Source organism: Cellulosimicrobium marinum (genome assembly GCF_020551945.1).
In the GTDB taxonomy this organism is placed as follows: Bacteria; Actinomycetota; Actinomycetes; order Actinomycetales; family Cellulomonadaceae; genus Cellulosimicrobium; species Cellulosimicrobium marinum.
The window spans coordinates 445,151-470,335 of the sequence record NZ_JAJBZH010000001.1; the positions used below are offsets into that span (position 1 = coordinate 445,151).

Here is a 25,185-nt window from a genome sequence, read left to right on the forward strand (position 1 = left end):
TCCTGAGGTGCGGTCGTCTGTGACCGCTCCGTGTCTCACTCGTGACCGTACACCATTGGAAACCGGTTCCCCATGTGTTACGTTCCCCACGTGGAACCGGTTTCCCGCCGTGGGGGACCGCACGATCGACGACGATCCGGAGGTGTCCCGATGGCGGGAACGCAACGGCGACGAAGCCGCGGCGCCGAGCTGTGCGAGGAGGTGGCGCATGGCCGTCGTGGATGAGCTCCGCAGCGTCCGCGGGACGGGCCGCACGGGCAAGCGACGCTCCGCCGCGCACCGTCACGACGGGCGCGCCGCAGCGGTCTTCCTCGCCCCCTGGTTCGTCGGTCTCGTGGTCATCACGGCCGGGCCGATGGTGGCCTCCGCCTACCTGTCGTTCACCGACTACAGCCTCCTGGCGCCGCCGGAGTGGATCGGGCTCGACAACTACACCCGCATGTTCGAGGACCCGCGCCTGCTCAACTCGCTCGCGGTGACCTTCCGGTACGTGCTCGTGTCCGTCCCGCTCCAGCTCGCCGCGGCCCTCGGCCTCGCGCTGCTGCTCGACCGGGGACTGCGGGGCCTGTCGTTCTACCGCTCCGTGTTCTACCTGCCGTCCCTCCTCGGCGGGAGCGTCGCCGTCGCGCTGCTGTGGCGCCAGGTGTTCGGCGCCGAGGGGCTGGTCAACCAGTTCCTCGCGATCTTCGGCATCGAGGGCCAGGGCTGGGTCTCCCACCCCGACTACGCGCTCGACACGCTGATCATCCTCAACGTGTGGACCTTCGGCGCGCCGATGGTGATCTTCCTCGCCGGCCTGCGCCAGATCCCGCAGATGTACTACGAGGCCGCGTCGATCGACGGGGCGAGCAAGCTGCGGCAGTTCCGCTCCATCACGCTGCCGCTGCTCACGCCGATCGTGTTCTTCAACCTCGTGCTCCAGGTCATCAACGCGTTCCAGACCTTCACCCAGGCCAACATCATCAGCGGCGGCACCGGTGGCCCCGCGGACTCGACGATGGTCTACACGCTGTACCTCTACCAGAAGGGCTTCAGCGCCCTCGACATGGGGTACGCCTCCGCCATGGCCTGGCTCCTGCTCGCCATCGTCGCGGGCATGACGGCCGTCAACTTCCTCGCCTCCAAGTACTGGGTCTTCTACAATGACTGAGGTCTTCGTGCGCGACGACGCGCCCCCCACCAAGCCCACGCTCACCGAGGTGGCCGACACCTTCCCCCAGCCCCGGCGCAAGCCCGTCTACTGGCGCTCGCGCCTGCGGACCATCGCCAAGCACACGGCGCTGATCCTCTTCGGGCTGACGATGCTCTACCCGCTGCTGTGGATGCTCGTGAGCTCGTTCAAGCCGAACGACCTCATCTTCCGCGAGACGGGCCTCATCCCCAGCGAGGTGACGCTCAGCAACTACACCGACGGGTGGACGGCGCTGCTGCACCCGTTCGACCACTACCTGTTCAACAGCGCGATGATCGTCCTCGGCTCGCTCCTGGGGAACCTCGTGTCCTGCTCGATGGCGGCCTACGCGTTCGCCCGGCTGCAGTTCCGGGGCCGCAACCTGTGGTTCGCGGTCATGCTCATGTCGATCATGCTGCCGATCCACGTGATCATCGTGCCGCAGTACATCCTGTTCTCCGAGCTCCAGTGGATCAACACGTTCCTGCCGCTCATCGTGCCGAAGCTGCTGGCGACCGACGCCTTCTTCATCTTCCTCATGGTGCAGTTCTTCCGCGGCATCCCCACCGAGCTCGACGAGGCGGCCCGCATCGACGGCTGCGGGCACGGGCGCATCTACCTGCGCATCATGCTGCCGCTGTCCGTCCCGGCCCTCGCCACGACCGCGATCTTCACGTTCATCTGGACGTGGAACGACTTCTTCAGCCAGCTCGTGTTCCTCACCCGGCCGGACATGTACACCGTGCCCGTCGCCCTGCGGACGTTCATCGACTCCACCGGCGAGAGCTCGTGGGGACCGCTGTTCGCGATGTCGATCATCTCGCTGCTGCCGCTGTTCCTCATCTTCCTGTTCGGCCAGAAGTACCTCGTGAAGGGCATCGCCACCACGGGCCTCAAGTAGCCCGCCGACGCCCGCACCACCCGCACCACCCGCACGACCACCCTGTTCGAAGAACGACGACGTTCGATAGAAGGAGACGCACGATGAAGAGCTCGACCCGACAGTTCCGCCGGGGGGTGCGCGTCGCCGCGCTGCTCGCGGCCGGGACCCTGGCCCTGACCGCCTGCAACGGCGACGGGGGAGCCGCCGGCGACGGAGGGGGCGACGACGACGCGTCGGCCGACTCCGGTCCCGTGGAGATCCGGTTCTCCTGGTGGGGGTCGGACACGCGGCACGAGACGACGCAGGCCGTCATCGACCTGTTCGAGGACAAGAACCCCGACATCACGGTGGTCCCCGACTTCACCGACTGGGGCGGCTACTGGGACAAGCTCGCGACGACCGTCGCCGGCGGCGACACGCCCGACGTCATCACCCAGGAGGAGCGGTACCTCGCCGACTACGCCGCGCGCGGCGTCCTCGCCGACCTCGACGAGATCGGCGTCGACACGAGCATGATCGACGAGTCGGTCCTCGAGTCGGGCACCACCCAGGACGGCCTGTACGGCGTCGCGACGGGCGTCAACGCGTACTCGATCGTCGCCGACCCGGCGATCTTCGAGGAGGCCGGCGTCCCCATGCCCGACGACAGCACGTGGACGTGGGAGGACTTCGTCGAGATCGCGAACGAGATCTCCGCGAACACGCCCGACGACGTGTACGGCGTGCAGGAGTTCGGCGGCAACGAGGCGGGCTTCAACATCTTCGCCCGCCAGCACGGCCAGTCGCTCTACTCCCCGGACGGCGGGGTCGGGTACGACGACGCGCTGCTCGCCGAGTGGAACCAGATCACCATGGACCTCATCGAGGGCGGCGGCCAGCCCGACCCGGCCCGCAGCGTCGAGATCGCCGAGGGCGGCCCCGAGCAGTCGCTGCTCGGCACGAACAAGGGCGCGATGGGCTTCTGGTGGTCCAACCAGCTCCCCGCGATCTCCAGCGCGGCGGGCCGCGAGCTGCAGCTCCTGCGCGTGCCGGGCGAGTCGGAGGCCGAGCGCACCGGCATGTACTTCAAGCCTGCCATGTACTACTCGGTCTCCAAGACGAGCGAGCACCCCGAGGCCGCCGCGGCGTTCGTCGACTTCCTCCTCAACGACCCCGAGGCCGGCGCGCTGATCCTCGCCGACCGCGGTCTGCCGTCGAACACGGACGTGCGCGAGGCCATCCAGGACGACCTCGACCCGGCCGACCAGCAGTCCGCCGACTTCCTCGCCGGTCTGGAGAGCGAGATCGTCGACGGCCCGCCCGTGCCGCCGGAGGGCGCCGCCGAGGTCCCCGAGATCACGACGCGCATCAACACCGAGCTGATCTTCGGCCGCCTCAGCCCCGCCGACGCCGCGACGCAGTACACGAGCGAGGTCACCGCCGCGATCGGCGGCTGACCCAGCCGGACCGGCGCCCCGTCCGCGGGGCGCCGGTCCGCCGCAGCGTCCGCGCGCGCCCCCGCGCGGACGCCGCACCGGGCCCGTGCGAGGCCGCACGGCGAGGACCACCGAGAGGACAGAGCATGACAACCGCAGGTGACCGCAGCACGCGGTACGCCGTCGTCGGGACCGGCCACCGCGCCCAGATGTACGTCGAGGCGCTGTGCGGGCCGCACGCCGACGTCGGCCGCGTCGTCGCCTGGTGCGAGCCCAACCCGCAGCGCGTCGCGTACTACGACGACCTCGTCGCCGAGCGCGCGCCCGCCTGGTGGGTCGAGCAGGGCCGCGCCGTCGCGGCGACCACGCCCGACGACCTCGAGCGCACGATCGCCGAGCACGCCGTGGACCGCGTCGTCGTCACGGCGCCCGACGCGGACCACGCCGACCTCGTCGTGCGGGCCCTGCGCGCGGGGGCGGACGTCGTGCTGGAGAAGCCCATGACGACGTCGGCCGCGGGGGTCCGCGCGATCTCCGCCGCCGTCGAGGAGACCGGGCGCGAGCTCGTCCTCACCTTCAACTACCGCTACTCGCCGCGGAACAGCGCGCTGCGCGAGGTCATCGCCTCGGGGGAGATCGGCGAGGTCACCGCCGTCCACCTGGAGTGGGTCCTCGACACCGTGCACGGCGCCGACTACTTCCGCCGCTGGCACCGCGACGCGGCACGCTCCGGCGGGCTGCTCGTCCACAAGGCCAGCCACCACTTCGACCTCGTGAACTGGTGGGTCGGCGACGAGCCGGAGTCGGTGAGCGCGCAGGCGCGCCGCCGGTTCTACGGGGCCGAGCACGCGCCCCCCGGCCACCGCCCCGTCCGCGGCACCCCGGGCCGGCCGGACGGGCCGCCGTCGGGCAGCACGGGCGACCCGTTCCTCCTCGACCTCACCGACGACCCGCGCCTCGCCGCCCTGTACCTCGACGCGGAGACGCACGACGGGTACCGCCGCGACCAGGACCCCTTCGCGCCCGGCGTCACCATCGACGACACCATGTCGGTGCTCGTCGGGTACCGGGGCGGGGCCATGCTGTCGTACTCGCTCACCGCCTACGGGCCGTGGGAGGGGTACCGGGTGTCCGTCACGGGCACGCGCGGGCGCGCCGAGCTCGAGGTCGTGGAGCGCGCCGCGATCGAGCTGCGCGACGGCGTGCGGCCCGTCGTCGACCCGTCCGCCGTCGAGGACGCCACCGCGGACGCGGTCCGACGACGCGGCGACCGCCTCGTCGTCCAGCGTCACTGGGAGCCGGCCCGCGAGGTCGAGATCCCGGCGGGCAGCGGCGCGCACGGCGGCGGGGACGCCGTCATGCTGCGGGACCTGTTCCGCGGCGTCGCGGAGGACCCCCTCGGCCGGGCCGCCGGGCTGTCCGACGGCGTCGCCGCCACCGCCGTCGGGCTCGCGGCGAACGCCTCCGCCGCCACCGGACGCACCGTGCGGGTCGCCGACCTCGGCCTCGACGCTCCCCACGTCCTCGCCACGGGCGGCGCCCGGTGACGGCGGCCCCCACGGCCCACCGGGCCCCGCTGCTCGTGCTGCGCGGGCAGGACGACGTCGCGGTCGCCACGCGCGACCTCGTCCCCGGCGAGATCGTCGCCCCCGACGACGGCGCGCCCGTCACCGCCCGCGACGCCGTGCCCCGCGGGCACAAGATGGCCCTGCGGGCGGTTGCCGCGGGCGACCCGGTGCGCAAGTACGGGCAGGTCATCGGCGTCGCCACGCGCGACGTCCGGCCCGGCGAGCACGTCCACGGCCACAACCTCGGGTTCGAGGAGGGAGAGCGCGAGCACGAGCTCGCGACCGTCCGCACCGACCTCACCGTGCCGCCCGGGCCCCGGCCCACGTTCCGCGGCTACCGCCGCGCGGACGGCCGCGTCGGTACCCGCTCGTACGTCGCGATCCTCACCTCCGTGAACTGCTCGGCGAGCACCGCGCGCATGATCGCCGACCAGTTCCGCGGGTTCGCGACGGACGCGTACGACGACGTCGACGGCGTCGTCGCGCTCACCCACCAGTCCGGGTGCGGGCTCGTCCCGACGAGCGAGGGCGCCCAGGTGCTGCTGCGCACCCTGCGCGGGTACGCCGCGCACCCCAACGTCACCGGCGTCCTCGTGCTGGGCCTCGGCTGCGAGATGATCGCCGTCGACACCGTCCTCGCGGGCGCCGAGCTCTCGCCGGACACCGTCGTGCGCACCCTGACGATCCAGGACACCGGCGGGGTCCGGGCCACCGTGCGCGCCGGCGTCGAGGCCGTCCGCGAGATGGTCGAGGAGATCGACGCCCGGTTCGAGCGCACCGAGTGCGACGTGTCCGAGCTCGTCCTCGGGCTGAACTGCGGCGGGTCGGACGGGTACTCCGGCATCACCGCCAACCCCGCCCTCGGGATCGCGTCCGACCGCCTCGTCGCCTACGGCGGCACGTCCGCGCTCGCCGAGACCCCCGAGGTCTTCGGCGCCGAGCACCTGCTCACCCGGCGCGCCGTCACGCCCGAGGTCGGGCAGCGCCTCCTCGACCGGCTCGCCTGGTGGCGGGAGTACGCCGCCGCCGGCGGCGGCAGCCTCGACAACAACCCCTCGCCCGGGAACAAGGCCGGCGGCCTCACCACCATCCTCGAGAAGTCGCTCGGCGCCGTCGCGAAGGGCGGCCAGGCCGACCTCGCCGCCGTGCACGAGTACGCCGAGCCCATGACCACCCCCGGGTTCGTGTTCATGGACACCCCCGGCTACGACCCGGTCTCCGTCACCGGCCTCGTCGCGGGCGGCGCCACCGTCGTCTGCTTCACCACCGGTCGCGGCTCCGTGTTCGGGTGCAAGCCCACCCCGTCGATCAAGCTCGGGACGAACAGCGAGCTGTTCGCCCGCATGGGCGACGACGTCGACATCGACTGCGGCCGCGTCGTCGAGGGCACCGCGACGCTCGAGCAGGTCGCCGACGAGATCTTCGACCGCATCCTCGCCGTCGCGTCGGGCGAGCAGACCGCGAGCGAGGACCTCGACCTCGGCGGCGAGGAGTTCGTGCCCTGGCAGCTCGGGACCGTCACCTGACCCGTCCGGGACGCCCGGGACCGCGTGACATGATCGTCCCCATGCTCACTCCCGCCACCGGCGCGGCCGGGTCGCGCATCGTCGGCCTCGGTCACCACCAGCCCGAGAAGACCCTCACGAACGACGACATCGCCCGCCTCGTCGAGACGAACGACGAGTGGATCCGCTCGCGCACCGGGATCGTCACCCGCCACGTCGCCGACGACGACACGACCGTCGCCGACATGGCCGTCGGGGCCGCCCGCCACGCGCTCGACGACGCCGGCGTCGCCGCCGCCGACGTCGACCTCGTGATCGTCGCCACCGCGACCGCCGTCGACCGCTCGCCCAACACCGCCGGCCGCGTCGCCTACCACCTGCGCACCGGCGTCATGCCCGGGCGGTCCACGCCCGAGGAGGCGTCCGAGCTCGACCTGCGCGGCGTCGTCGGGCCCGCCGTGCTCGACGTCAACGTCGCCTGCTCCGGGTTTGCGCACTCCCTCGCCCTCGCCGACCAGGCGATCCGCGCCGGGTCCGCGCGCACGGCCGTCGTCATCGGCGCCGAGAAGCTCACCGCCTTCACCGACTGGACCGACCGCAGCACCTGCATCCTCACCGCCGACGGCGCGGGCGCCGCCGTGCTCCAGGCCACCGACACCCCCGGCGTCGGCCCCGTGACCTGGGGGTCCGAGCCCGACCTCACGCCAGCCGTGCTCATCGAGGCCCCCGCCGACCGGTTCGCGCAGGACGGACGCGCCGTCTTCAAGTGGGCCATCACGCGCGCGGCCGAGCGGGCACGCAGCGTCGTCGAACGGTCCGGCGTCGCGCTCGACGACATCGAGGTGCTCGTCGCGCACCAGGCCAACCTGCGCATCATCGAACCGCTCGCCAAGGCCCTCGGCATGGAGTCCCGCGTGGTGGTGGCCGACATCGTCGAGTCCGGCAACACGTCCGCCGCCTCCATCCCCCTCGGCCTGTCGAAGTGGTGGCACGCCGGGAAGATCCCCGCGGGCGTCCCGGCGCTGCTGTTCGGCTTCGGCGGCGGCTTCGCCTGGGCCGGGCAGGTCGTGGAGACGCCCTCGCGCTGAGGTCGTCGTCCGCCGTCCGCCGGAGGCTGCGCGGGGGCGCCCCCGCGGGGCCACCACCGGCGGACGGCGCGTGACGTCGGCGCGCGGCAGAATGGGGTCATGCCCCTCACCCCGCGCTACGTCGCCGCCGACGACCGATACGACACGATGACCTACCGTCGGACGGGGCGCAGCGGCCTCGACCTGCCCGCGATCTCCCTCGGCCTGTGGCACAACTTCGGCGACGTGAACCCGTTCGAGACGCAGCGCGCCGTGCTGCGCCGCGCGTTCGACCTCGGGATCACGCACTTCGACCTCGCCAACAACTACGGGCCGCCCTACGGGTCGGCCGAGGAGAACTTCGGGCGCCACCTCGCCCGCGACCTCGGCGCCTACCGCGACGAGCTCGTCATCTCGTCCAAGGCCGGCTACGACATGTGGCCGGGCCCGTACGGCGACGGCGGGTCGCGCAAGTACCTCCTGTCGTCGCTCGACCAGTCGCTGCAGCGCATGGGACTCGACTACGTCGACGTCTTCTACCACCACCGCCCGGACCCCAGCACGCCGCTCGAGGAGTCCATGAGGGCCCTGCACGACGCCGTCCAGGCCGGCAAGGCCCTGTACGTCGGCGTCTCCAACTACTCGCCCGCGCGCACCCGCGAGGCCGCCGCGATCCTCGCCGACCTCGGCACGCCCCTCCTCATCCACCAGCCGAGCTACTCGATGCTCAACCGCCACGTCGAGGACCCTGCGCACGAGGACCGGTACGACGGCGCGCAGACCGAGTCGCTGCTCGACGTCGTCGGCGACCTGGGCGTCGGCACCATCGTCTTCTCCCCGCTCCAGCAGGGCCTCCTCACCGACCGCTACCTGTCCGGGTCCGCCCCCGAGGGCTCGCGGGCCGCACGCCCCGACTCGCCGTTCCTGTCCGGCGACGACCTCGACGAGGACTACCTCGCGACGGCGCGCGCCCTGAACGAGATCGCGCAGGGCCGCGGGCAGTCCCTCGCACAGCTCGCCCTCGCGTGGGTGCTGCGCGACGATCGCGTCACCTCCGCCCTCGTCGGCGCGAGCAGCGTCGGCCAGCTCGAGAACAGCGTCGCCGCGCTCTCCGCCCCCGCGCTCACCGACGACGAGACCGCCGCGATCGAGAAGGCCCTCGCGAGGTAGTACCGGGGTCTGCCGAGGTAGTACCGAGGTCGCGCGAGGTAGTACCGGGGTTCTCGTGCCCGACGTCGCGTGGTCGCCCTGGGAGTCGGGGTGGGTGGGGCGCCGCGTCTTCCATCCGCCGCTCGTTCCTCGCGGCTCCCGCCAGACCCACCACGACGCGGCGCCCCACCCACCCCTCCCGGTGCCGTCCCACCTGGGTGACCGCGCGCCGTCGGGCACCACCGACCAGCGACTGGGCCGTTGCCGGCGCACCTGGCTACTACCTCGGCGGACCACGGTTCTACGTCGCGGGACCACGGTTCCCCGTCGGCGAGGTGTTAGCGGCCGACGAGGCGGTGGCGGCCCGGGCGAGGAGGAGCCGACGTTCGTGGCGGGTCGGGGCGAGGGCGGCGGCGCGCTCGAGCACGTCCGCGGCCTCGGCGTGCCGACCGAGGCGCGTGAGCACGTCGCCGCGCACCGCCCCGTAGAGGTGGTGGCGCGCCAGCCGGGGGTCGTCGTGCACGGCGTCGAGCACGGCCAGGGCGGGCTCGGGGCCGTCCGCCATGAGCACGGCCACGGCGCGGTTGAGCTCGACGACGGGCGACGGGGCGACGCTCGCGAGCGCGTCGTACAACGACACGATCGCCTCCCAGTCGGTGTCGGCGAACGTGGCGGCGCGCGCGTGGCACGCCGCGATCGCGGCCTGCAGCGTGTACGGGCCGAGCACGCGCCCGCTGCGCGTGCCGAGCGCGAACGCACGGTCGAGCGCGGCGAGGCCGTGCCCGACGAGCAGCCGGTCCCAGCGCGAACGGTCCTGGTCCTCCAGGAGGACGGGCTCGCCGTCGGGCCCCGTGCGGGCCGCGAAGCGCGACGCCTGCAGCTCCATGAGCGCGACGAGGCCGTGCACCTCCGGCTCGCGAGGCAGCAGACCGGCGAGGACGCGGCCGAGACGCATCGCGTCCTCCGCGAGGTCGCGACGCACCCACGCGTCGCCCGACGTCGCCGAGTACCCCTCGGTGAACACGACGTACACGACCTCGAGGACGGCCGGGAGGCGTGCGGCGAGCTCGTCGGCCTGCGGCACCTCGAACGACACGCGCGCCTCGGCGAGCGTGCGCTTGGCGCGCGAGACGCGCTGCCCGAGCGTCGCGGACGGGACGAGGAACGCGCGGGCGATCTCGTCGGTCGTCAGCCCGCCGACGAGCCGCAGCGTCAGCGCGACGCGCGCCTCCCGCGGGAGCACGGGGTGGCACGCGACGAGGACGAGGGCGAGCAGGTCGTCGTCCACGGGATCCTCGACCACCCGGTCGGGTGCGGGGACGCTCCCCACGAGGACGGCACCGCCGTCGTGCCCGCGCGCCGCGCCGCCCCGCGCGGCGGGCGCGGCGAGGTCCGCCGCGAGCCGCGCGTACTTCTCGTCGCGCGTGCGCTCGCGGCGGACCAGGTCGACGGCGCGACGTCGGGCGACGGTCGTGAGCCACGCGCCGGGGCTGTCGGGCACGCCGTCCACGGGCCACTGCTCGAGCGCGGCGACGAACGCCTCCTGCGCGACGTCCTCGGCGAGACCCACGTCGCGCAGGGTGCGGGCGAGGCCGGCGACGAGGCGCGGGGACTCGATGCGCCAGACGGCCTCGACGGTGCGTCGCGCGTCCATGCGTGCGCTCCTCGCCCGCGCGGGCCGGCCGACCCCTCCGCCCTCGCCCTCAGCCGTGCTGCGCCTTGATCTGCTCGGCGAGGCGCTCGTCCTTCTCGCGCTGCTCGGGCGTGTACTCCGCACCGAAGTCCTCCACCTCGAAGACCGGCCGGATCTCGAGCACCTGGGTGGTGCCGTACTTCGGGTCGGACGGGCACTTCCGCGCCCACTCGACGGCCTCCTCCAGCGAGGAGACCTGCCAGACCCAGTACCCGGCGAGCAGCTCCTTGGACTCGGTGAACGGCCCGTCGACGACGGACGTGCCGCCGCCCTCGAAGACGACGCGCGCGCCGGTCGCGCTGGGCTGGAGACCCTGGCCGTCGAGCATGGCGCCGGCCTTGACGAGCTCCTCGTTGTACGCGCCCATCCGGGCGAGCATCTCCTCGGTCGGGGCGATCTTGTCCTCGTCCGCGCCGGTACCGGTGATCAGGACCATGACTCGCATGACGTTCCTCCTCGGTGAGTGCCCCTCGACCGTAGTGCCGAGGGGGCGGGTTCACCAGGACGTCGAACGAGGTACGGCCGGTTTCGACACGACCGCGCGACGAGTTCCGCGCGGGTCCTCGCCGGTGCTCAGCGGAAGCGCTGCACCGCGAGCGGCGCGGCCTCGGCGAGCGCCCGCACCGTGGGGTGGTCGGCGCCGGGGGCGGTGCCGGCGAAGAGGTCGCGCAGGGGCCCGGAGGCGACGAACGTGCCGTCGGCGAGCACGTGCGTGGTGGCGCAGAGCCGCTCGACGAGCTCGAGGTCGTGGGAGACGAGGAGCACGGCGGCGCCGAGGGCGTCGGTCGCCTCCCGCAGGCGGCGCACGACGTCGCCCCGCATGGCCGGGTCGACGGCGGTGAGCGGCTCGTCGAGGAGCAGCGCGCGGGGCCGGGTGGCGAGCGCGACGGCGAGCGCGACCCGCTGCTTCTCGCCGCCCGAGAGCGAGTGGACGGTCCGCGGCGCGTAGCGCGGCTCGAGCGTGACGTCGCCGAGGAGGTCGGCGACGGACCGGCCGCTCGGGCGTCCGGCCTTGCGCGCGTCGGTGAGCGCGGCCGAGAGCGTGCGGTCGACCGTCCACCGGGGGTCGACGCCGATGCCGGAGAGGCCGTCCTGCGACACGCGCCGGACCTCGGCCTTGAAGGTCTTCTTGTCGCGTCGCGACAGCTTGGTGACCGTCCGGCCCTCGAACGTCGCGTGCCCGCGGGTGGGGCGCACCAGCCCGACGAGCACCCGCACGACCGTGGACTTGCCCGCGCCCGACTCGCCCACGATGCCCACCGGGGCGGTGCCGGGCACGACGTCGAGGTCGATGTCGTGGACGACGTCCGGTCCGGCGTACCCGGCGGCGAGGCCGGTGGCGCGCAGGACGGGCGTGGTGCTGCTCGGGCTCGTGCTCATGATCACCTTCGGGTCCGTGGGGAGGTCGCGGAGGGCGGCCCCGTCCCGGCCCGTCCCTGTCGTGAGACGAACGACGGTACCGCGGAGTTCCGTGCGCCCGCTCACACGCCGTGCCGCCCGCGTGGTCGAGCCGGGGGCGCACGGCGCGGTATCGTGTCCCGTTCGATCCGGACCCTCGAGCCCAGGTGGTCCGTCGACGAGCTCCCGCCGTCCCCTGGCGTGCGCGGAGACGGACGGAGGTCAGGTGGAGACGGCCGACCCACGTGGACTGCTCGCGCCCGGAGCGCCCGTCGACCTCGACAACTGCGCGCGCGAACCGATCCACGTCCCCGGGATGATCCAGCCCCGCGGCGCGCTGCTCGTCGTCCGCGAGGCCGACGGCACGGTCCTCCAGGTCTCGGAGAACGTCGATCAGGTGCTCGGTACCGCGCCGGACGCGCTGCTCGGCGCCCCGCTGTCGCAGGCGCTCGGCGCGGCCCCCGCGGCGCGCGTGCTGAAGCACGTCGGCGCGTCGGTGGAGCTCGCCGACCGCAACCCCGTCACCCTGCACCTCGACGTGCGCGGCACGACCCGCACGGTCGACGCCGTGCTCCACCGCCCGCCGCTGCCCGCCGACGGTCCCGGGGCGGAGCCCGTGCTCGTCGTCGAGCTGGAGGACGCGGCCGGGGCACGCCCCCTGACGTTCCCCAACACATACCTCGCGGTGCGCCACGCCCTGCGCGACCTGGAACGGGCCGCGACGCTCGCGGAGCTGTACGACGACGCGGCGCGCCACGTGCGCGACCTCACCGGCTTCGACCGCGTGATGATCTACCGCTTCGACGCCGCGTACAACGGGGAGGTCGTCGCGGAGGCGCGCCGGGACGACCTGAACTCGTTCCTGGGACTGCACTACCCGGCGTCGGACATCCCGCCGCAGGCGCGCGCGCTGTACGAGAAGAACTGGATCCGCCTCATCGCGGACGTCGACTACGAGCCGTCCCCGGTCGTGCCGACGGACCTGCCCACGACGGGCGAGCCGATCGACCTCACGTACTCCACCCTGCGCAGCGTCTCCCCGATCCACCTCGAATACCTGCGGAACATGGGCGTGCGGGCGTCGATGTCGATCTCGCTCCTGCGCGACGGGAAGCTGTGGGGCCTCATCGCGTGCCACCACTACGCGGGCCCGCACGAGCCGCCCTACGAGGTGCGCACGGCCGCGGAGTTCCTCGGCTCGACCCTGTCCGTGCGGCTCGTGGCCCGCGCGGAGGAGGAGCGCGACGCGGAGGTCCAGCGCGCCGAGCGCGTGCTCGCCCACCTCGCCGCGGACTCCCACGACGACACCGTGCCGCTCGGCACGGCGATCACCCGCTCGGGCTGGTTGCGCCGGCTCGTCCACGCCGACGGCGCGGCCGTCGTCGCGGAGGGCCGGCTGACGTCGGTGGGCAGCGTGCCCGACGACGACGGCTGCCGCGCCCTCGTCGCCTGGGTGCTCGCCCAGGACGAGGAGGTCGTGTCCACGGACTGCCTGGGCGAGGCCGCGCCAGAGGTGTCAGCGCTGACGCCCGACGTCGCGGGCGTCCTGGGGATCGTGCTGCCCGACGGGCAGGTCGTCGTCTGGGTGCGCGACGAGGTGCTGCGCACCGTCGACTGGGGCGGCGACCCGCACAACAAGGCGATCGCGCGGCGCGAGGGCGACACGGTGCGGCTCAGCCCCCGCCGCTCGTTCGACCGCTGGCGCGAGGTCGTGCGCGGGCACAGCCACCCGTGGACCGCCGACCAGACCGACTCGGCGGCAGCACTGCGAGGCCACCTCGTCGAGGCGCTGTACCTGCGGGGCCGCAAGGACCTGCGCGCGACGCAGGCGCTGCAACGCAGCCTGCTGCCCGGCCTCCTGCCCCGCGTCGACGGGTGGACGGTCGAGTCGCGGTACGAGTCGGCCGGGTCCGGGCTCGTCGGCGGGGACTGGTACGACGTGCTCGTCCTCCCCTCGGGCCGCGTCGCCCTCGTCGTCGGCGACGTGACCGGCCACGGGTTGCAGGCCGCCGCGACGATGGCCCAGCTCAGCACCACCCTGCGGGCCGCGCTCGTCGCGTCGGACGACCCGGTCGAGGCCGTGCGCCGGCTCGGCGAGTTCGCACGCTGGACCATGCCGGGCGAGATCGCGACCCTCACCGTCGCGCTGCTCGACCCGGCCACCGGCGTCGTGCAGCACGTCAGCGCCGGGCACCCGCCCCTGCTCGTCGTGGACCCGGACGGCACACCGGTGTGGACCGCGCGCGCGACGTCGCCCCCGCTGGGGCTCGTGGACCACCGCCCGGTCGGGCACGAACTGCACGTCCCGCCCGGCGGCACGCTCGTGCTGTACAGCGACGGCCTCGTGGAACGCCGGGACGAGTCCGTCCGCGACGGGCTCGACCGGCTCGCAGCAGCCTTCGCGGACGCCGTCGTCGCCGGCGGGGCGGTCGACGTCGACGCGATCGTCGCGGCAGCCCGCGACCCGCGTTCCGCGGACGACGCGACCCTCGTCGTGGTGCGACGCGAGGACTGACGGCGTCGGACCGCCGGTCCGAGGGGTCGGGGCGGGCGGTCAGCCCTGCAGGGCGAACGCGCTGCGCGTCGTCGCGCCCGCGCGGAACACGGGGACGGCGAACCGCGCCCACACGTGCTTCTCGCCCGCGAGCGTGCTGAACCAGCCGACCTCCTGGGCCGTGCGCCGAGCCAGCTGCAGCCCGAAACCACCCGCACCCGGCGGGCGACCCGGAGCGAGACGGGGAGACGCGTCAGGAGAGTGGTCCACCACGTCCACGACGATCTCCCGGCCGTCCGACAGCAGCAGCACGCGCGCCGGCGGCGCCGAGTGGCGCAGAGCGTTCGTCGCGAGCTCGCTCGCGACCAGCACGATGCGCTCCTGAGGGGCGTCCAGCGGACGGTCCGGCGGGCACGGCGTCCCGGTGAGCATCCGGTGCAGGTCCGCCCGCAGCGGTGCGAGGTCCGCCATGGACAGCAAGGGCCAGGAACCGATCTCGACGAACCTGGGCGGGACAGGGATGCGCGCGATCGTCACGGTGCCTCGACCAGCTCGAAGAGACCGTCCACACCGCTCAGCTCGAGCAGGTCACGGACACGCCGCGGCGTCCCGACGAGCGCCGGCCTGTCGTCGCCCGCCGTCGCCGCGTGGTATAGCAGGCGCAGACCGCCCGAGTCCATGAACGTCACGGCCGAGAGGTCGATCCGGATCCGTCCGGGCACCGCGCGGGCGTGACGGAGCAGGTCGTCCTCGTGCCGGGACTGCACCGCCGCGTCGATCTCGCCGTACATGACCCACAGCGATCCCTCGTCCTGGATCCGGACCCCGCTCTCGGTCATCGATGCGTCTCCTCCACGGCCCGGGACCTCCGGGGCACGATCGTCAACGGTACGCGACCGTGCCGCGTCTCGCACCGCGCGACCCGGGCATGGACGACTGCGTGAGTCCTCGCCGCCGAGGGAGTGCCGGGGTGACGCGAGGTAGTACCGAGGTTGGCCGGGGTAGTACCGAGGTTCTCGTGCCCGACGTCGCGTGGTCGCCCGGGGTGTCGGGGCGGGTGGGGCGCCGCGTCTTCCCTCCGCCGCTCGTTCCTCGCGGCTCCCGCCAGACCCGCCACGACGCGGCGCCCCACCCGCCCCTCCCGGTGCCGTCCCACCCTGGTGACCGCTCGCCGTCGGGCAGGACCGACCAGGGAATGGGCCGTAGCCGGCGCACCTGGGTACTCCCTCGGCGGACTGCGGTACGACCTCGGCCAACTCCGGTACTACCTCGCGGGCCGCGGGACTGGCTCGAGGGGCGGTTCCTCTCGTCCCTCGTCAGGGCCAGAGGAGCTGGGTGGTCCAGGGCGTGGGGGTGGCCGCGCCGGTCGGGGTGTAGCGGAGGCGGGTCTGGCCGTCCGGTGCCGACGCCCAGAACTCGACCGCCGCGGGTTCGAGCGCGTACGTGGTCCACGCGTCGAGGACGAGCTCCGGGTCGGAGCGCACCCGGGCGAGCGCGGCGTCCCACGCGGACCGGTACTGCGCGCGTGAGGCCAGCGGAGCGCTCTGCGGGCCGGCGAGCGCGGTCGCGCGCGACGCGTCCGAGCGGGCACGGAAGTCCGCCGCGGAGGCCTCGGCCCCCAGCGGCACGACGGCGCCGCGCACCCGGACCTGACGGCCACGTTCGCGCCACAGGAACGTCAGGGCGGCGTTCGGGTTCTGCGCGAGCGCGACGCCCTTCGGGGAGTCGGCACGGGTCGCGAACACCCAGCCGTCCGCCCCGACGTCCTTCAGCAGGAGGGTGCGCGCGTCGACGCGACCGCTCGCGTCCGCGGTCGCGAGCGTCGCGGCGTGCGGCGCGAGGACCCCGGCGGTCACGGCGTCGTCGAGCCACGACACGAACAGCGAGACGGGATCGGCTGGCACGGCGTCGAGGTCGAGGCCCGGCAGGTCGTCGCCGAGGACGGGCAGCGCTCGCAGGCGCTCGCGGATCGTCGGTCCTGTCTCGTCGGTCATCGCGCCCCTCCACGTCGTGCGGTCCTGCGGTGCGGGCCACCGCACGACAGCAGGCAACCACGCAACGGGCGCACCGTGCAGGGTGAGGGCCGACACGGTGTGGGTGGTCGCCAACGCGGCCACGGATCCCACCGGCCACCGGCGCCGGGCATGGGCGGTCCGCGCACGCGGCGGACGGGCGGGCCTGGGGAGGATCGTCGTCATGACCCACGACGCCGCCGGACCCGTCCGCCCCACCGCCGACCTGCTCGACCGCCTCGTCGCCGGGGCGCTGCGCGGCGACGTGCCCGACCCGGAGAACCTGCTCGCCGTGCTGCGGACGCCCGACGAGGCCCTCCTCGACGTCGTCGCGGCGGCCGCACGGGTGCGCCGGCACCGGTTCGGCACGCGGGTCCGGCTCGCCTACCTCGTCAACCTCAGGTCGGGGCTGTGCCCGGAGGACTGCACGTACTGCTCGCAGCGGCTCGGTGCGCCGTCCGACATCCTGCGGTACACGTGGCTGCGGCCCACGGAGGCGCTCGACGCCGCACGCGCCGGGGTGGACGGGGGCGCGGCGCGCGTGTGCCTCGTCGCGAGCGGGCGGGGCCCGACGGACCGCGACGTCGCCCGTGTCGCGGGGATCGTGTCCGGGATCGTCGCCGAGCACCCGGGCCTGGAGGTGTGCGCGTGCCTCGGGCTGCTGTCCGACGGCCAGGCCGAGCGTCTGCGCGACGCGGGCGCCCACGCGTACAACCACAACCTCAACACGTCCGAGGAGGCGTACGCGGAGCTGTGCACGACCCACGGCTTCGACGACCGCGTGGCGACGGTCCGCCGCGTGCAGGGCGCCGGCCTCTCGGCGTGCTCGGGGCTGATCGCGGGGGCGGGGGAGAGCGACGCACAGCTGGTCGACGCGCTGCTCGCGCTGCGCGCGCTGGAGCCGGACTCCGTGCCCGTGAACTTCCTCGTGCCGTTCGACGGGACGCCGCTCGCCGGACGGTGGGACCTCACGCCGCAGCACTGCCTGCGGGTCCTCGCCGCGGCGCGCTTCGCCCTGCCCGCCGCCGAGCTGCGCCTCGCGGCGGGTCGCGAGGTCCACCTGCGGACGCTCCAGCCGCTCGCCCTGCACGTCGTGAGCTCGCTGTTCCTCGGCGACTACCTCACGAGCGAGGGGCAGGACGCGTCGGCGGACCGCGCGATGATCGCCGACGCGGGGTTCGAGGTCGACGCCGTGGGCGCGCCCTCCGGTGGGCGGTCCGGCCGGGTCGCGGTGCGCCGTCGCGGTGCGGGCACCGCGGAGGCGCCGAACGCCTGACCTGCCCGGGCCCGTGCACGACGGCGCCCCGCCGCCCGGTGCGCCGGACGGTCCGGTCGTACCGTGGTCGGGTGACGGTGCCGCAGCGCGTGCTCGTGGTCGCGATCCTCGCCTCGTTCGTGTCGTTCCTCGACGGGTCGGTGGTGAACGTGGCGCTGCCCGCCATCTCCGACGAGCTGACGACCGGCCCGGTGACGGGACTCGCGCTGCAGCAGTGGGTCGTCGACGCGTACATGATCACGCTCGGCGCGCTCATCCTGCTCGCGGGGTCGTTGTCCGACGTGCACGGGCGACGCCGCGTCCTCGCCGTGGGCCTCGTCGGGTTCGCCGTCACGTCCGTCGCGTGCGCGGTCGCGCCCGACGGCCTGTTCCTCGTGGTCGCGCGCGGCCTGCAGGGTGTCGCGGGGGCGCTGCTCGTGCCGAGCTCGCTCGCCATGATCATCTCGACGTTCGACGGCGCGCGGCAGGCCCGCGCGATCGGCGCCTGGACGGCATGGACGAGCACGGCGTCGATCGTCGGGCCGCTGCTCGGCGGGGTGCTCGTCGACGCGATCTCGTGGCGCTGGGTGTTCTGGATCAACGTGCTGCCGGTCGCGTGGACGCTGTGGCTTCTGCGCGGGATCCCGCGGTCGGCCGCGGAGGAGGAGGGGTCGGCGTCGGGACGCAGGATCGACGTGCTCGGGGCGACGCTCGCCGCGGTCGGGCTCGCGGGGACCGTGTTCGCGCTCATCGAGCAGGGCCGGTTCGGCTGGGCGAGCCCGGTCGTGTGGGTGCCCGCGGCCGTCGGTGCGGCGTGCCTCGTCGGGTTCGTCGCGTGGGAGCGCCGCGCCCCGGACCCCATGCTCCCGCCGCGCCTGTTCAGGATCCGCAACTTCGCGTGGGGCAACCTGGCGACCGCGGCGATCTACGGCGCGCTCTACTTCGGCGGGTTCGTCGTCACGCTGTTCCTCCAGCAGGTCGGCGGGTACAGCGCGACCGCGGCCGGGCTCGCGCAGATCCCCGTCACGCTGCTGCTCATCGGGCTCTCGACCCGGTTCGGGGCGCTCGCGGGCCGGTTCGGTCCGCGGCTGTTCATGACGGTCGGTCCGCTCGTCGGGGGCGCCGGCTACCTCCTGCTGCTCACGACCACCGAGGAGGCGGCCTACCTCACCCAGGTCCTGCCGGGCCTGGCGCTGTTCGGTCTCGGGCTGGCGATGACGGTGGCGCCGCTGACGTCGGCGATCCTCGGCTCGATCCCCGCCGCGGACGCCGGGATCGGCTCGGCGGTGAACAACGCGGTGTCGCGGGTCGCGGGGCTGGTCGTCATCGCGCTCGCCGGGGTGATCGTCGGCGGGGCGCTCGACCTCGACGGCTTCCACCGGTCTCTCGTGGTGACGGCGGCGCTCCTCGTGCTCGGGGGCGTGCTGAGCTGGGTGGGCATCCGCGACGAGCACGTCCGCTCGACGGTTCCCCGCTGACCCGCGTCAGCACCGCCGCGCGAGGACCGGACCGTGCCCGGTGTCAGGTGACCACCTGGAGCGCGCGGGTGGACGTGTTGAGCCGCCGGGCGCCGTCGGGCACGTCCGGGGGGAACGCGACGACGATGTCCTCGATGCGCACCCCGAACCGGCCGGGCAGGTAGATGCCCGGCTCGACGGAGAAGCACATGCCGGGTTCGAGCGGGCGGTCCTCGCCCTCGACCAGGTAGGGCGGTTCGTGGGTCGTGGTGCCGATGCCGTGGCCGGTGCGGTGCACGAAGCGCTCGCCGTAGCCCGCGTCCTCGATCACGGCGCGCGCCGCACGGTCGACGTCCTGGCAGGTCGCCCCGGGGCGGACGGCGTCCACCCCGGCCTGCTGCGCGGCGCGGACCACCTCGTACACCTCCCGCTGCACGGCGAGCGCGTCCTCGTCGGTGCCGCCGTCGACGAGCACGGTGCGGCTCGTGTCCGACCCGTAGCCGGCGCGCAGGCCGCCGAAGTCCAGCACGACGAGGTCGCCGCGCTCGATGACGCGCTGCCCGGCCTCGTGGTGCGGGTCGGCGCCGTTCGGGCCCGAGCACACGAGCGTGAAGTCGACCTGCTCGTGCCCGTGCGCGCGCAGGAAGCGGTCCAGGTCGGCCGCGACGTCGGCCTCCCGGCGGCCTGCGAACGGCACGCGGAGCACGTCGGCGAACGCGGCGTCGGCGGCGGCGCCGGCCGCGGCGAGCCGGTCGACCTCCTCCGCGTCCTTCACGGCGCGCAGCGTGGGGACGGCGTCGGTGAACGCGACGAACGACGCCACGGGCAGCGCACGCTGGAGGCCGAGCACGTGCAGCGCCCAGGTCGCGTCCGACACCGCCCAGGTGCCGCCCGCCGCGAGGACGCGGGCCGTCGTCGCGTGCTCGTCCTCGCCGTCGCGCCACGTCACGACGTCGAGCCCGGCGGCACCGGGCGCGTGCGCGAGGTCGCCCGCCTCCAGCAGCGGCGCGACGACGCGCGGCGGGCCCGCCGGATCGCCCGCCGCGGGCAGGACGAGGAGGGTGAGTCGCTCGGTGGTCGGCGGGGCGTGGCCCGTGAAGTACGCGAGGTCGGGCCCGGGGGAGACGAGGAGGCCCGCGAGCCCGGCGTCGCGCGCGCGGGCGGCGGCGCGCTCCCGGCGGGCGGCGTAGACCTCCGGCCCGAACGCGGCCCCCGGGCGTGCGTCGTCGCTGCTCATGACGCCAGCCTCCCACCGGTCGGGCGGGAGCTCGACCGGAGCCGCGCACGGGTTCGTGCAGAGCCGCCGGGCGGCGACCTCCGGACGACCCGGCCGTGGCAGGGTGGACGCATGACCGACGTGCGCAACCTCCTCGCCGCGCTCGACGCGTTCGACGCGCACTGGCAGCCGCACCGCGTCGCCAGCCCGAACGACCACGACGTCAAGGTCGTCAAGGTGCTCGGCGAGTTCGTCTGGCACACCCACCCGGACACCGACGAGCTGTTCCTCGTGCTCGACGGCGCGCTGACGATCGGGCTGCGGGAGGGCGGCGCCGAGCGGGAGGTCGTCCTCGGGCCGCACGACCTGTTCGTCGTGCCGCGCGGCGTCGAGCACCGCCCGCGGGCGGACGTCGAGACGTCGGCGGTGATCGTCGAGCGCCAGGGCACGGTGAACACCGGCGACGCGGGCGGGGCGATGACGTCCGCCCTGCGCGAGCTGCCCGGCTGAGCGCCGCCGCGGGTCAGACCCGGACGACGACCTTCCCGCGGACGTGGCCGGTCTGGCTCGCGCGGTGCGCGTCCGCGGCGTCGGCGAGGTCGAACACCTCGGCGACGTGCGGTGTCACCTCGCCGGCGTCCCCGAGCCGGGCGAGCTCGGCGAGGTCCGCCGCGTCGGGCCGCACCCACACGTAGTGCCCGCCGAGCTCGTCGCGGGCCCGCGCGTCCGTGATCGAGGCGACCGTGCCGCCGTCGCGCAGGACGTCGGGCACGGAGTCGAGCGCGTCGCCGCCCACGTAGTCGAGGACGACGTCGACGCCCTCCGGCGCGAGAGCCCGGACCCGGCCCGCGAGCCCGTCGCCGTACGTGACCGGCTCGGCGCCGAGCGTCCGCAGGAAGTCGTGGTTGGGCTCCGAGGCCGTGCCGATCACGCGCGCACCGAGCGCCCGCGCGATCTGCACGGCGAACGACCCCACGCCGCCCGCGGCGGCGTGCACGAGGACCGTGTGCCCGGGCCGCACGCCCGCGCGGCGGATCGTCTGGTACGCGGTCAGCCCGGCGAGGGGCACGGCCGCCGCCTCCTCGAACGACCACGCGGCGGGCTTGCGCGCGAGGGTGCGCACGGGTGCGGCGACGAGCTCGGCGAACGTGCCGCCCGCGACCTCGCCGCCCACGACGTCCTTGCGGACGTAGCCGAACACCTCGTCGCCCACCTGCAGCTCCGGTGTGTCCAGCCCGACCCGCTCGACGACGCCCGCGACGTCCCACCCGGGCACCACCGGGAAGACGGCGTCGAGGAGCGGGTCGAGGTAGCCCTCACGGACCTTCCAGTCGACCGGGTTGACGCTCGCGGCGCGCACGCGCACGAGCACGGAGTCGGGCCCGACCTTGGGCGTCGGGAGCTCGGTGAGCTCGAGGACCTCGGGGCCGCCGTAGCGGGAGTACGTGATGGCTCGCATACTCCGCGCCAACGGTCCGGCCCCGCGGACGATTCCCGACCGGGTCAGCCGCCGAGCGCGCCCGGGTCCATGTGGAGCACCTCCCACTGGTGCCCGTCCGGGTCCGCGAAGCTGCGCGAGTACATGAACCCGCCCTCCTCCTGCGGGTCCTTCACGGGCGTCGCGCCCGCGGCGAATGCGGCGTCCGCGAGCCGGTCGACCTCCGCGCGGCTGTCCACGCTCAGCGCGTTGATGACCTCGGTGGTGACCGTCGCGTCGGCGATCGCCTTGTTCGTGAACTGGGTGGCGAACTCCTCGCTGAGGAGCATCACGTAGATCGCGTCGCTCACCACGATCGACGACGCGTTCTCGTCGGTGAACTCCTCGTTCACCGCGTAGCCGAGCGCGGTGTAGAACGCCTTCGACGCGTCGAGGTCCTTCACGGGCAGGTTGACGAAGATCTGGGTGCTCATGGCTCTCCTCGGGTCGTCGGGCGTCGTCGGTCACGCCCGGAGGGTCTGTGCCGGGGTAGACGTGCCCGGGGGCGCGAACTCATCGCCGCAGGTCGGCGGAGTCCGGGGCTATCCGTGGCGCGCGCCAGGCCGCTAGCCTGCCGGTGCGGGGTCGTCGACCCGGGGGTTGGTCGCGGTCCGAGGAAGGACGGGCGCGCTGGTGGACGAGCCGGTGGGCAGGCGGGACGAGCTGGGGCGGCTGGCGGCGCTCGTCGACGCCGCACGCGCCGGCGTGGGTGGCGCCGTCGTCGTGCGCGGCGAGCCCGGCATCGGCAAGACGACGCTGCTCGCCGCCGCGACGCGCGACCTGCCCGGCACCCGCGTGGTGCGGGCGGACGGCTTCGAGGCCGAGTCGGCGGTCGCGTACGCCGCCCTGCACCGCCTCGTCGCCCCGTGGCACGACGCGCTCGGGGCCCTGCCCGCGCCCCATCGTGCCGCGCTGCGCACGGTCCTCGGCCTGGAGGACGGCCGGGCACCCCAACGCCTCGCCGTCGGGCTCGGACTGCTCGAGCTGCTCGCGGCCGTCGCGCGGGACGCCCCGCTCGTCGTGGTCGTCGACGATCTGCACTGGGTCGACGCGGAGTCGGCCGAGGTGGTCGCGTTCGCCGCGCGGCGCCTCGGTGCCGAGCCCGTGGCGCTCCTCCTCGCGTGCCGCGACGAGCCCCGTCTCGACGCGCTCACCGCCGGGATCGAGACCCTCGTGCTCGGCGGTCTCGACGCGGTGTCGGCCGCACGCCTGCTCACCGCGCGGGCGCGGGACGGCGTCGACCCCCTCGTGGTCGCGCGCGTCGTGCGGGCGACCGGGGGACACCCGCTCGCGCTCGTCGACCTCGCGCACGACCTCACCGCGCGCGAGCTCCACGACTCGGGCGTGGGGGAGGACCCGGTACCGGTGGGACGGCACCTCGGGGAGCACTACCTCGACCGGGTGCGGGGCGCCGACCCCGCCGTACGCACCTGGCTCCTCGTCGCGGCGGCGGACACGACCGGCGACCTCGCCGTCGTGGCGCGCGCGTGCGACGCGCTCGGCGTCGACCACGCCGCGGCGGAGACCGCGGAGGACCTCGGGCTCGTGCAGCTCGGGACGACGGCGCGCTTCCGGCACCCGCTCGTGCGCGCGGCCGCCTACGGCGCCGCCGCGGGGCGTGACCGACGGCGCGTGCACGCCGCCCTCGCGCGCGCCACCGAGGACTCGTCGCCGGAGCGGGCCGCGTGGCACCTGTCGCGGGCGACCGTCGGCGTCGACCCCGCGGTCGCGTCCCGCCTCGAGTCCGTGGCCGACGCCGCGGGCTCGCGGGGCGGGTTCGTGTCGCGGGCGCGCGTGCTGGGCCGCGCCGCGGAGCTCACGCCGCCCGGAGCGGACCGGGACCGGCGGCGGGTCGCGGCGGCCGAGGCGGCGGTCGCCGCCGGGGCGGCGCAGATCGCCGCGTCCCTCCTCGACGACCTGCGGCGCGACCATCAGGTCGGCACGGGTGGAGACGGGGCGGCGGACACCGAGGACGGCCTCGCACCCGAGGTGCGTGCCCGGGCTCTCGCCGTGCGCGTGGCGCTGGGCCTGTTCACGGGCGACGCCGCCGTCGTGACGCGGGCGACCGCCCACATGCTCGCCGTGGCCGACCTGTTCCACGGGGTCGACCCGGCGCGCGAGCAGGAGGCCCTGGTCCGCGCGTTCGAGCACGCCACCGTCGCCGACCGGGGGCTGCGCGGCACGACGCTGCCGGCCCTGGGCGCCCGGCTCGCCGCCGGCGCGCACGCCCGTCCCGGGCCCACGGCGGACGTGCTGCGCGCGCTCGCGGCTCTCGTGCTGCGGGACCGCGTGGACGCCGTGGCGGCGCTGCGGGACGGTCGGCGCTCGCTCGACGCGCTCGACGGTCCGGGCGTCCTCGCCCACGCGACCGCCGGGGTCGCGATCGCCACGGCCCTGTGGGACCTGCCGGGGCGCGACGCGTGGCTGCGCCGCGTCCTGGCGGCGGCCCGCGAGGCGGGGTCCGTGCAGATGCTCGACACCGGCCACTGGATGGCGTCGCTCGCCGAGCTCACGGGCGGCACGCCGCGCCGTGCCGCGCAGCACCTGGAGCAGGTGCGCGAGCTGCGCCGGTCCATCGGGTACGACGGCGAGCACGTCGTCAACCTCGCCTACCTCGCGTGGGTCGACGCGCCCCGCGAGCAGGTGCTCGCCGGGGCGGCGGCCGCCCGGGAGGCCGGGTTCGGCGGCGTCGAGACGGCGGCCGTCGGTGCGCTCGCGATCCACGACCTCGCGGAGGGCCGGTACCGCGACGCCTACGCGACCCTCGCCCCGCTCGTCGACGACCCGTTCCTCCAGGTCACGCCGTTGCAGGTCCCGGACCTCGTCGAGGCGGCGGTACGGTCCGGGCGCCCGGAGGAGGCGGCCCCGCACGTCGACCGGCTGGAGGCGGGCGCACGTGCCGACGGCTCGCCCTGGAGCGCGGGCGTCGCGCTGCGGTGCCGCGCGCTGCTGCTCGACGGCGACGCCGCGGCCGACGCGTTCGCGCAGGCGGCGCGCACGCTCGACGGTGTCGGCGCGGTGGTCGACGCCGCCCGGTCGCGTCTCCTGCACGGTGAGCTCCTGCGCCGCCGCCGGCGCCGGTCGTCGGCCCGGGACCTGCTGGGCGCGGCGGAGGAGGCGTTCACGACGGCGGGGGCGTCGGCGTTCGCTCGACGCGCGCGGGCCGAGATCACCGCGACCGGTCTGGACCCCGCGGAGCGCCGCAGCCCCCGCACGTCGCCGCTCACCGCCCGCGAGGAGGCCGTCGCGCGGCTCGCCGCCGACGGCGGCACCAACGCCGAGATCGGCGCGACGCTCTTCATCAGCGCCAACACGGTCGACTACCACCTGCGCAAGGTCTTCCAGAAGCTCGGTGTCTCCTCGCGCCGCCAGCTCCGGGAACGGCTCGGCGGTGCCGTCGCCTGACCCTCCGGCGCGCCGCACGG

The 25,185-nt window shown here is 74.8% G+C and carries 20 protein-coding genes and 1 pseudogene; 12 read left to right on the forward strand and 9 right to left on the reverse strand.

The features are described 5' to 3' along the window. Positions 1–208: 208 nt before the first annotated feature. The 7 genes and pseudogenes from LGQ04_RS01985 (at position 209) to LGQ04_RS02015 (ending at position 8,779) form a co-directional block, all read left to right on the forward strand. A complete protein-coding gene (locus LGQ04_RS01985) occupies positions 209–1,150 on the forward strand; it encodes a carbohydrate ABC transporter permease (protein ID WP_229241790.1) in 942 nt (313 codons plus the stop codon). Then, positions 1,143–2,072, forward strand: coding sequence for a carbohydrate ABC transporter permease (locus LGQ04_RS01990; RefSeq protein WP_229241791.1), 930 nt, complete (start codon positions 1,143–1,145; stop codon positions 2,070–2,072). The genes LGQ04_RS01985 and LGQ04_RS01990 overlap by 8 nt, the downstream gene beginning before the upstream one ends. Before the next feature lie 83 nt (positions 2,073–2,155). After that, positions 2,156–3,259: pseudogene (locus LGQ04_RS01995) on the forward strand (ABC transporter substrate-binding protein); the annotation flags it as partial. A 356-nt stretch (positions 3,260–3,615) separates the two neighbouring features. Then, a complete protein-coding gene (locus LGQ04_RS02000; protein WP_229241793.1) occupies positions 3,616–5,016 on the forward strand; it encodes a Gfo/Idh/MocA family protein in 1,401 nt (466 codons plus the stop codon). Next, positions 5,013–6,563 carry a UxaA family hydrolase gene (locus tag LGQ04_RS02005; RefSeq protein ID WP_229241794.1) on the forward strand — a complete coding sequence of 517 codons (1,551 nt, stop codon included), beginning with the start codon at positions 5,013–5,015 and terminating at the stop codon, positions 6,561–6,563. The genes LGQ04_RS02000 and LGQ04_RS02005 overlap by 4 nt, the downstream gene beginning before the upstream one ends. Before the next feature lie 41 nt (positions 6,564–6,604). Continuing rightward, positions 6,605–7,630 (forward strand): beta-ketoacyl-ACP synthase 3, encoded by a 1,026-nt coding sequence (locus LGQ04_RS02010; RefSeq protein WP_229241795.1) that lies wholly within the window; start codon positions 6,605–6,607, stop codon positions 7,628–7,630. A 99-nt stretch (positions 7,631–7,729) separates the two neighbouring features. Continuing rightward, a complete protein-coding gene (locus LGQ04_RS02015; protein ID WP_229241796.1) occupies positions 7,730–8,779 on the forward strand; it encodes an aldo/keto reductase in 1,050 nt (349 codons plus the stop codon). Between the two features lie 280 nt (positions 8,780–9,059). Here the strand turns inward: LGQ04_RS02015 and LGQ04_RS02020 are convergent, their stop codons facing one another. The 3 genes from LGQ04_RS02020 to LGQ04_RS02030 all read right to left on the reverse strand — a co-directional run bounded on the left by LGQ04_RS02020 (position 9,060) and on the right by LGQ04_RS02030 (position 11,831). Beyond that, the gene (locus LGQ04_RS02020) at positions 9,060–10,412 is read right to left on the reverse strand and encodes an RNA polymerase sigma factor (RefSeq protein ID WP_229241797.1); all 1,353 of its coding nucleotides are present in this window, start codon (positions 10,410–10,412) and stop codon (positions 9,060–9,062) included. Between the two features lie 49 nt (positions 10,413–10,461). Then, positions 10,462–10,896: a YciI family protein gene (locus LGQ04_RS02025; protein WP_229241798.1), complete on the reverse strand. Its 435-nt coding sequence runs from the start codon at positions 10,894–10,896 to the stop codon at positions 10,462–10,464. Between the two features lie 128 nt (positions 10,897–11,024). Further along, positions 11,025–11,831, reverse strand: a complete 807-nt coding sequence (locus tag LGQ04_RS02030; RefSeq protein WP_229241799.1) for an ABC transporter ATP-binding protein — start codon at positions 11,829–11,831, stop codon at positions 11,025–11,027. Positions 11,832–12,075: 244 nt separating this feature from the next. Between LGQ04_RS02030 and LGQ04_RS02035 the strand changes: the two genes are divergently transcribed. Then, complete coding sequence (locus tag LGQ04_RS02035; protein ID WP_229241800.1) at positions 12,076–14,364, forward strand: SpoIIE family protein phosphatase; 2,289 nt, start codon at positions 12,076–12,078, stop codon at positions 14,362–14,364. Between the two features lie 39 nt (positions 14,365–14,403). Here LGQ04_RS02035 and LGQ04_RS02040 read toward each other — a convergent pair whose 3' ends face one another. The 3 genes from LGQ04_RS02040 to LGQ04_RS02050 all read right to left on the reverse strand — a co-directional run bounded on the left by LGQ04_RS02040 (position 14,404) and on the right by LGQ04_RS02050 (position 16,337). Then, positions 14,404–14,880, reverse strand: a complete 477-nt coding sequence (locus LGQ04_RS02040; RefSeq protein ID WP_229241801.1) for an ATP-binding protein — start codon at positions 14,878–14,880, stop codon at positions 14,404–14,406. Beyond that, a complete protein-coding gene (locus LGQ04_RS02045) occupies positions 14,877–15,182 on the reverse strand; it encodes an STAS domain-containing protein (RefSeq protein ID WP_229241802.1) in 306 nt (101 codons plus the stop codon). The genes LGQ04_RS02040 and LGQ04_RS02045 overlap by 4 nt, the downstream gene beginning before the upstream one ends. Positions 15,183–15,659: 477 nt before the next feature. After that, entirely contained in the window at positions 15,660–16,337 is a 678-nt protein-coding gene (locus tag LGQ04_RS02050) for a pyridoxine/pyridoxamine 5'-phosphate oxidase (protein ID WP_229241803.1), read from the reverse strand. 202 nt (positions 16,338–16,539) lie between these two features. On the opposite strand from LGQ04_RS02050, the gene bioB reads away from it, so the two are divergent. Both bioB and LGQ04_RS02060 read left to right on the forward strand, forming a co-directional pair. After that, on the forward strand, positions 16,540–17,631 hold the full coding sequence (gene bioB, locus LGQ04_RS02055) for a biotin synthase BioB (protein ID WP_229241804.1): 1,092 nt from the start codon (positions 16,540–16,542) through the stop codon (positions 17,629–17,631). Positions 17,632–17,702: 71 nt separating this feature from the next. After that, entirely contained in the window at positions 17,703–19,088 is a 1,386-nt protein-coding gene (locus LGQ04_RS02060) for a DHA2 family efflux MFS transporter permease subunit (RefSeq protein ID WP_229241805.1), read from the forward strand. 43 nt (positions 19,089–19,131) lie between these two features. Here LGQ04_RS02060 and LGQ04_RS02065 read toward each other — a convergent pair whose 3' ends face one another. Then, the gene (locus LGQ04_RS02065) at positions 19,132–20,304 is read right to left on the reverse strand and encodes an aminopeptidase P family protein (RefSeq protein WP_229241806.1); all 1,173 of its coding nucleotides are present in this window, start codon (positions 20,302–20,304) and stop codon (positions 19,132–19,134) included. Between the two features lie 111 nt (positions 20,305–20,415). Here LGQ04_RS02065 and LGQ04_RS02070 point away from each other — a divergent pair, with 111 nt between their 5' ends. Next, positions 20,416–20,793, forward strand: coding sequence for a cupin domain-containing protein (locus LGQ04_RS02070; RefSeq protein WP_229241807.1), 378 nt, complete (start codon positions 20,416–20,418; stop codon positions 20,791–20,793). Positions 20,794–20,806: 13 nt separating this feature from the next. Here LGQ04_RS02070 and LGQ04_RS02075 read toward each other — a convergent pair whose 3' ends face one another. Both LGQ04_RS02075 and LGQ04_RS02080 read right to left on the reverse strand, forming a co-directional pair. After that, a complete protein-coding gene (locus tag LGQ04_RS02075) occupies positions 20,807–21,742 on the reverse strand; it encodes an NADP-dependent oxidoreductase (protein WP_229241808.1) in 936 nt (311 codons plus the stop codon). Positions 21,743–21,786: 44 nt separating this feature from the next. Continuing rightward, entirely contained in the window at positions 21,787–22,194 is a 408-nt protein-coding gene (locus tag LGQ04_RS02080) for a VOC family protein (protein ID WP_229241809.1), read from the reverse strand. Positions 22,195–22,393: 199 nt separating this feature from the next. On the opposite strand from LGQ04_RS02080, the gene LGQ04_RS02085 reads away from it, so the two are divergent. Next, positions 22,394–25,165, forward strand: a complete 2,772-nt coding sequence (locus LGQ04_RS02085; RefSeq protein ID WP_229241811.1) for a helix-turn-helix transcriptional regulator — start codon at positions 22,394–22,396, stop codon at positions 25,163–25,165. The last annotated feature ends 20 nt before the right edge of the window (positions 25,166–25,185 follow it).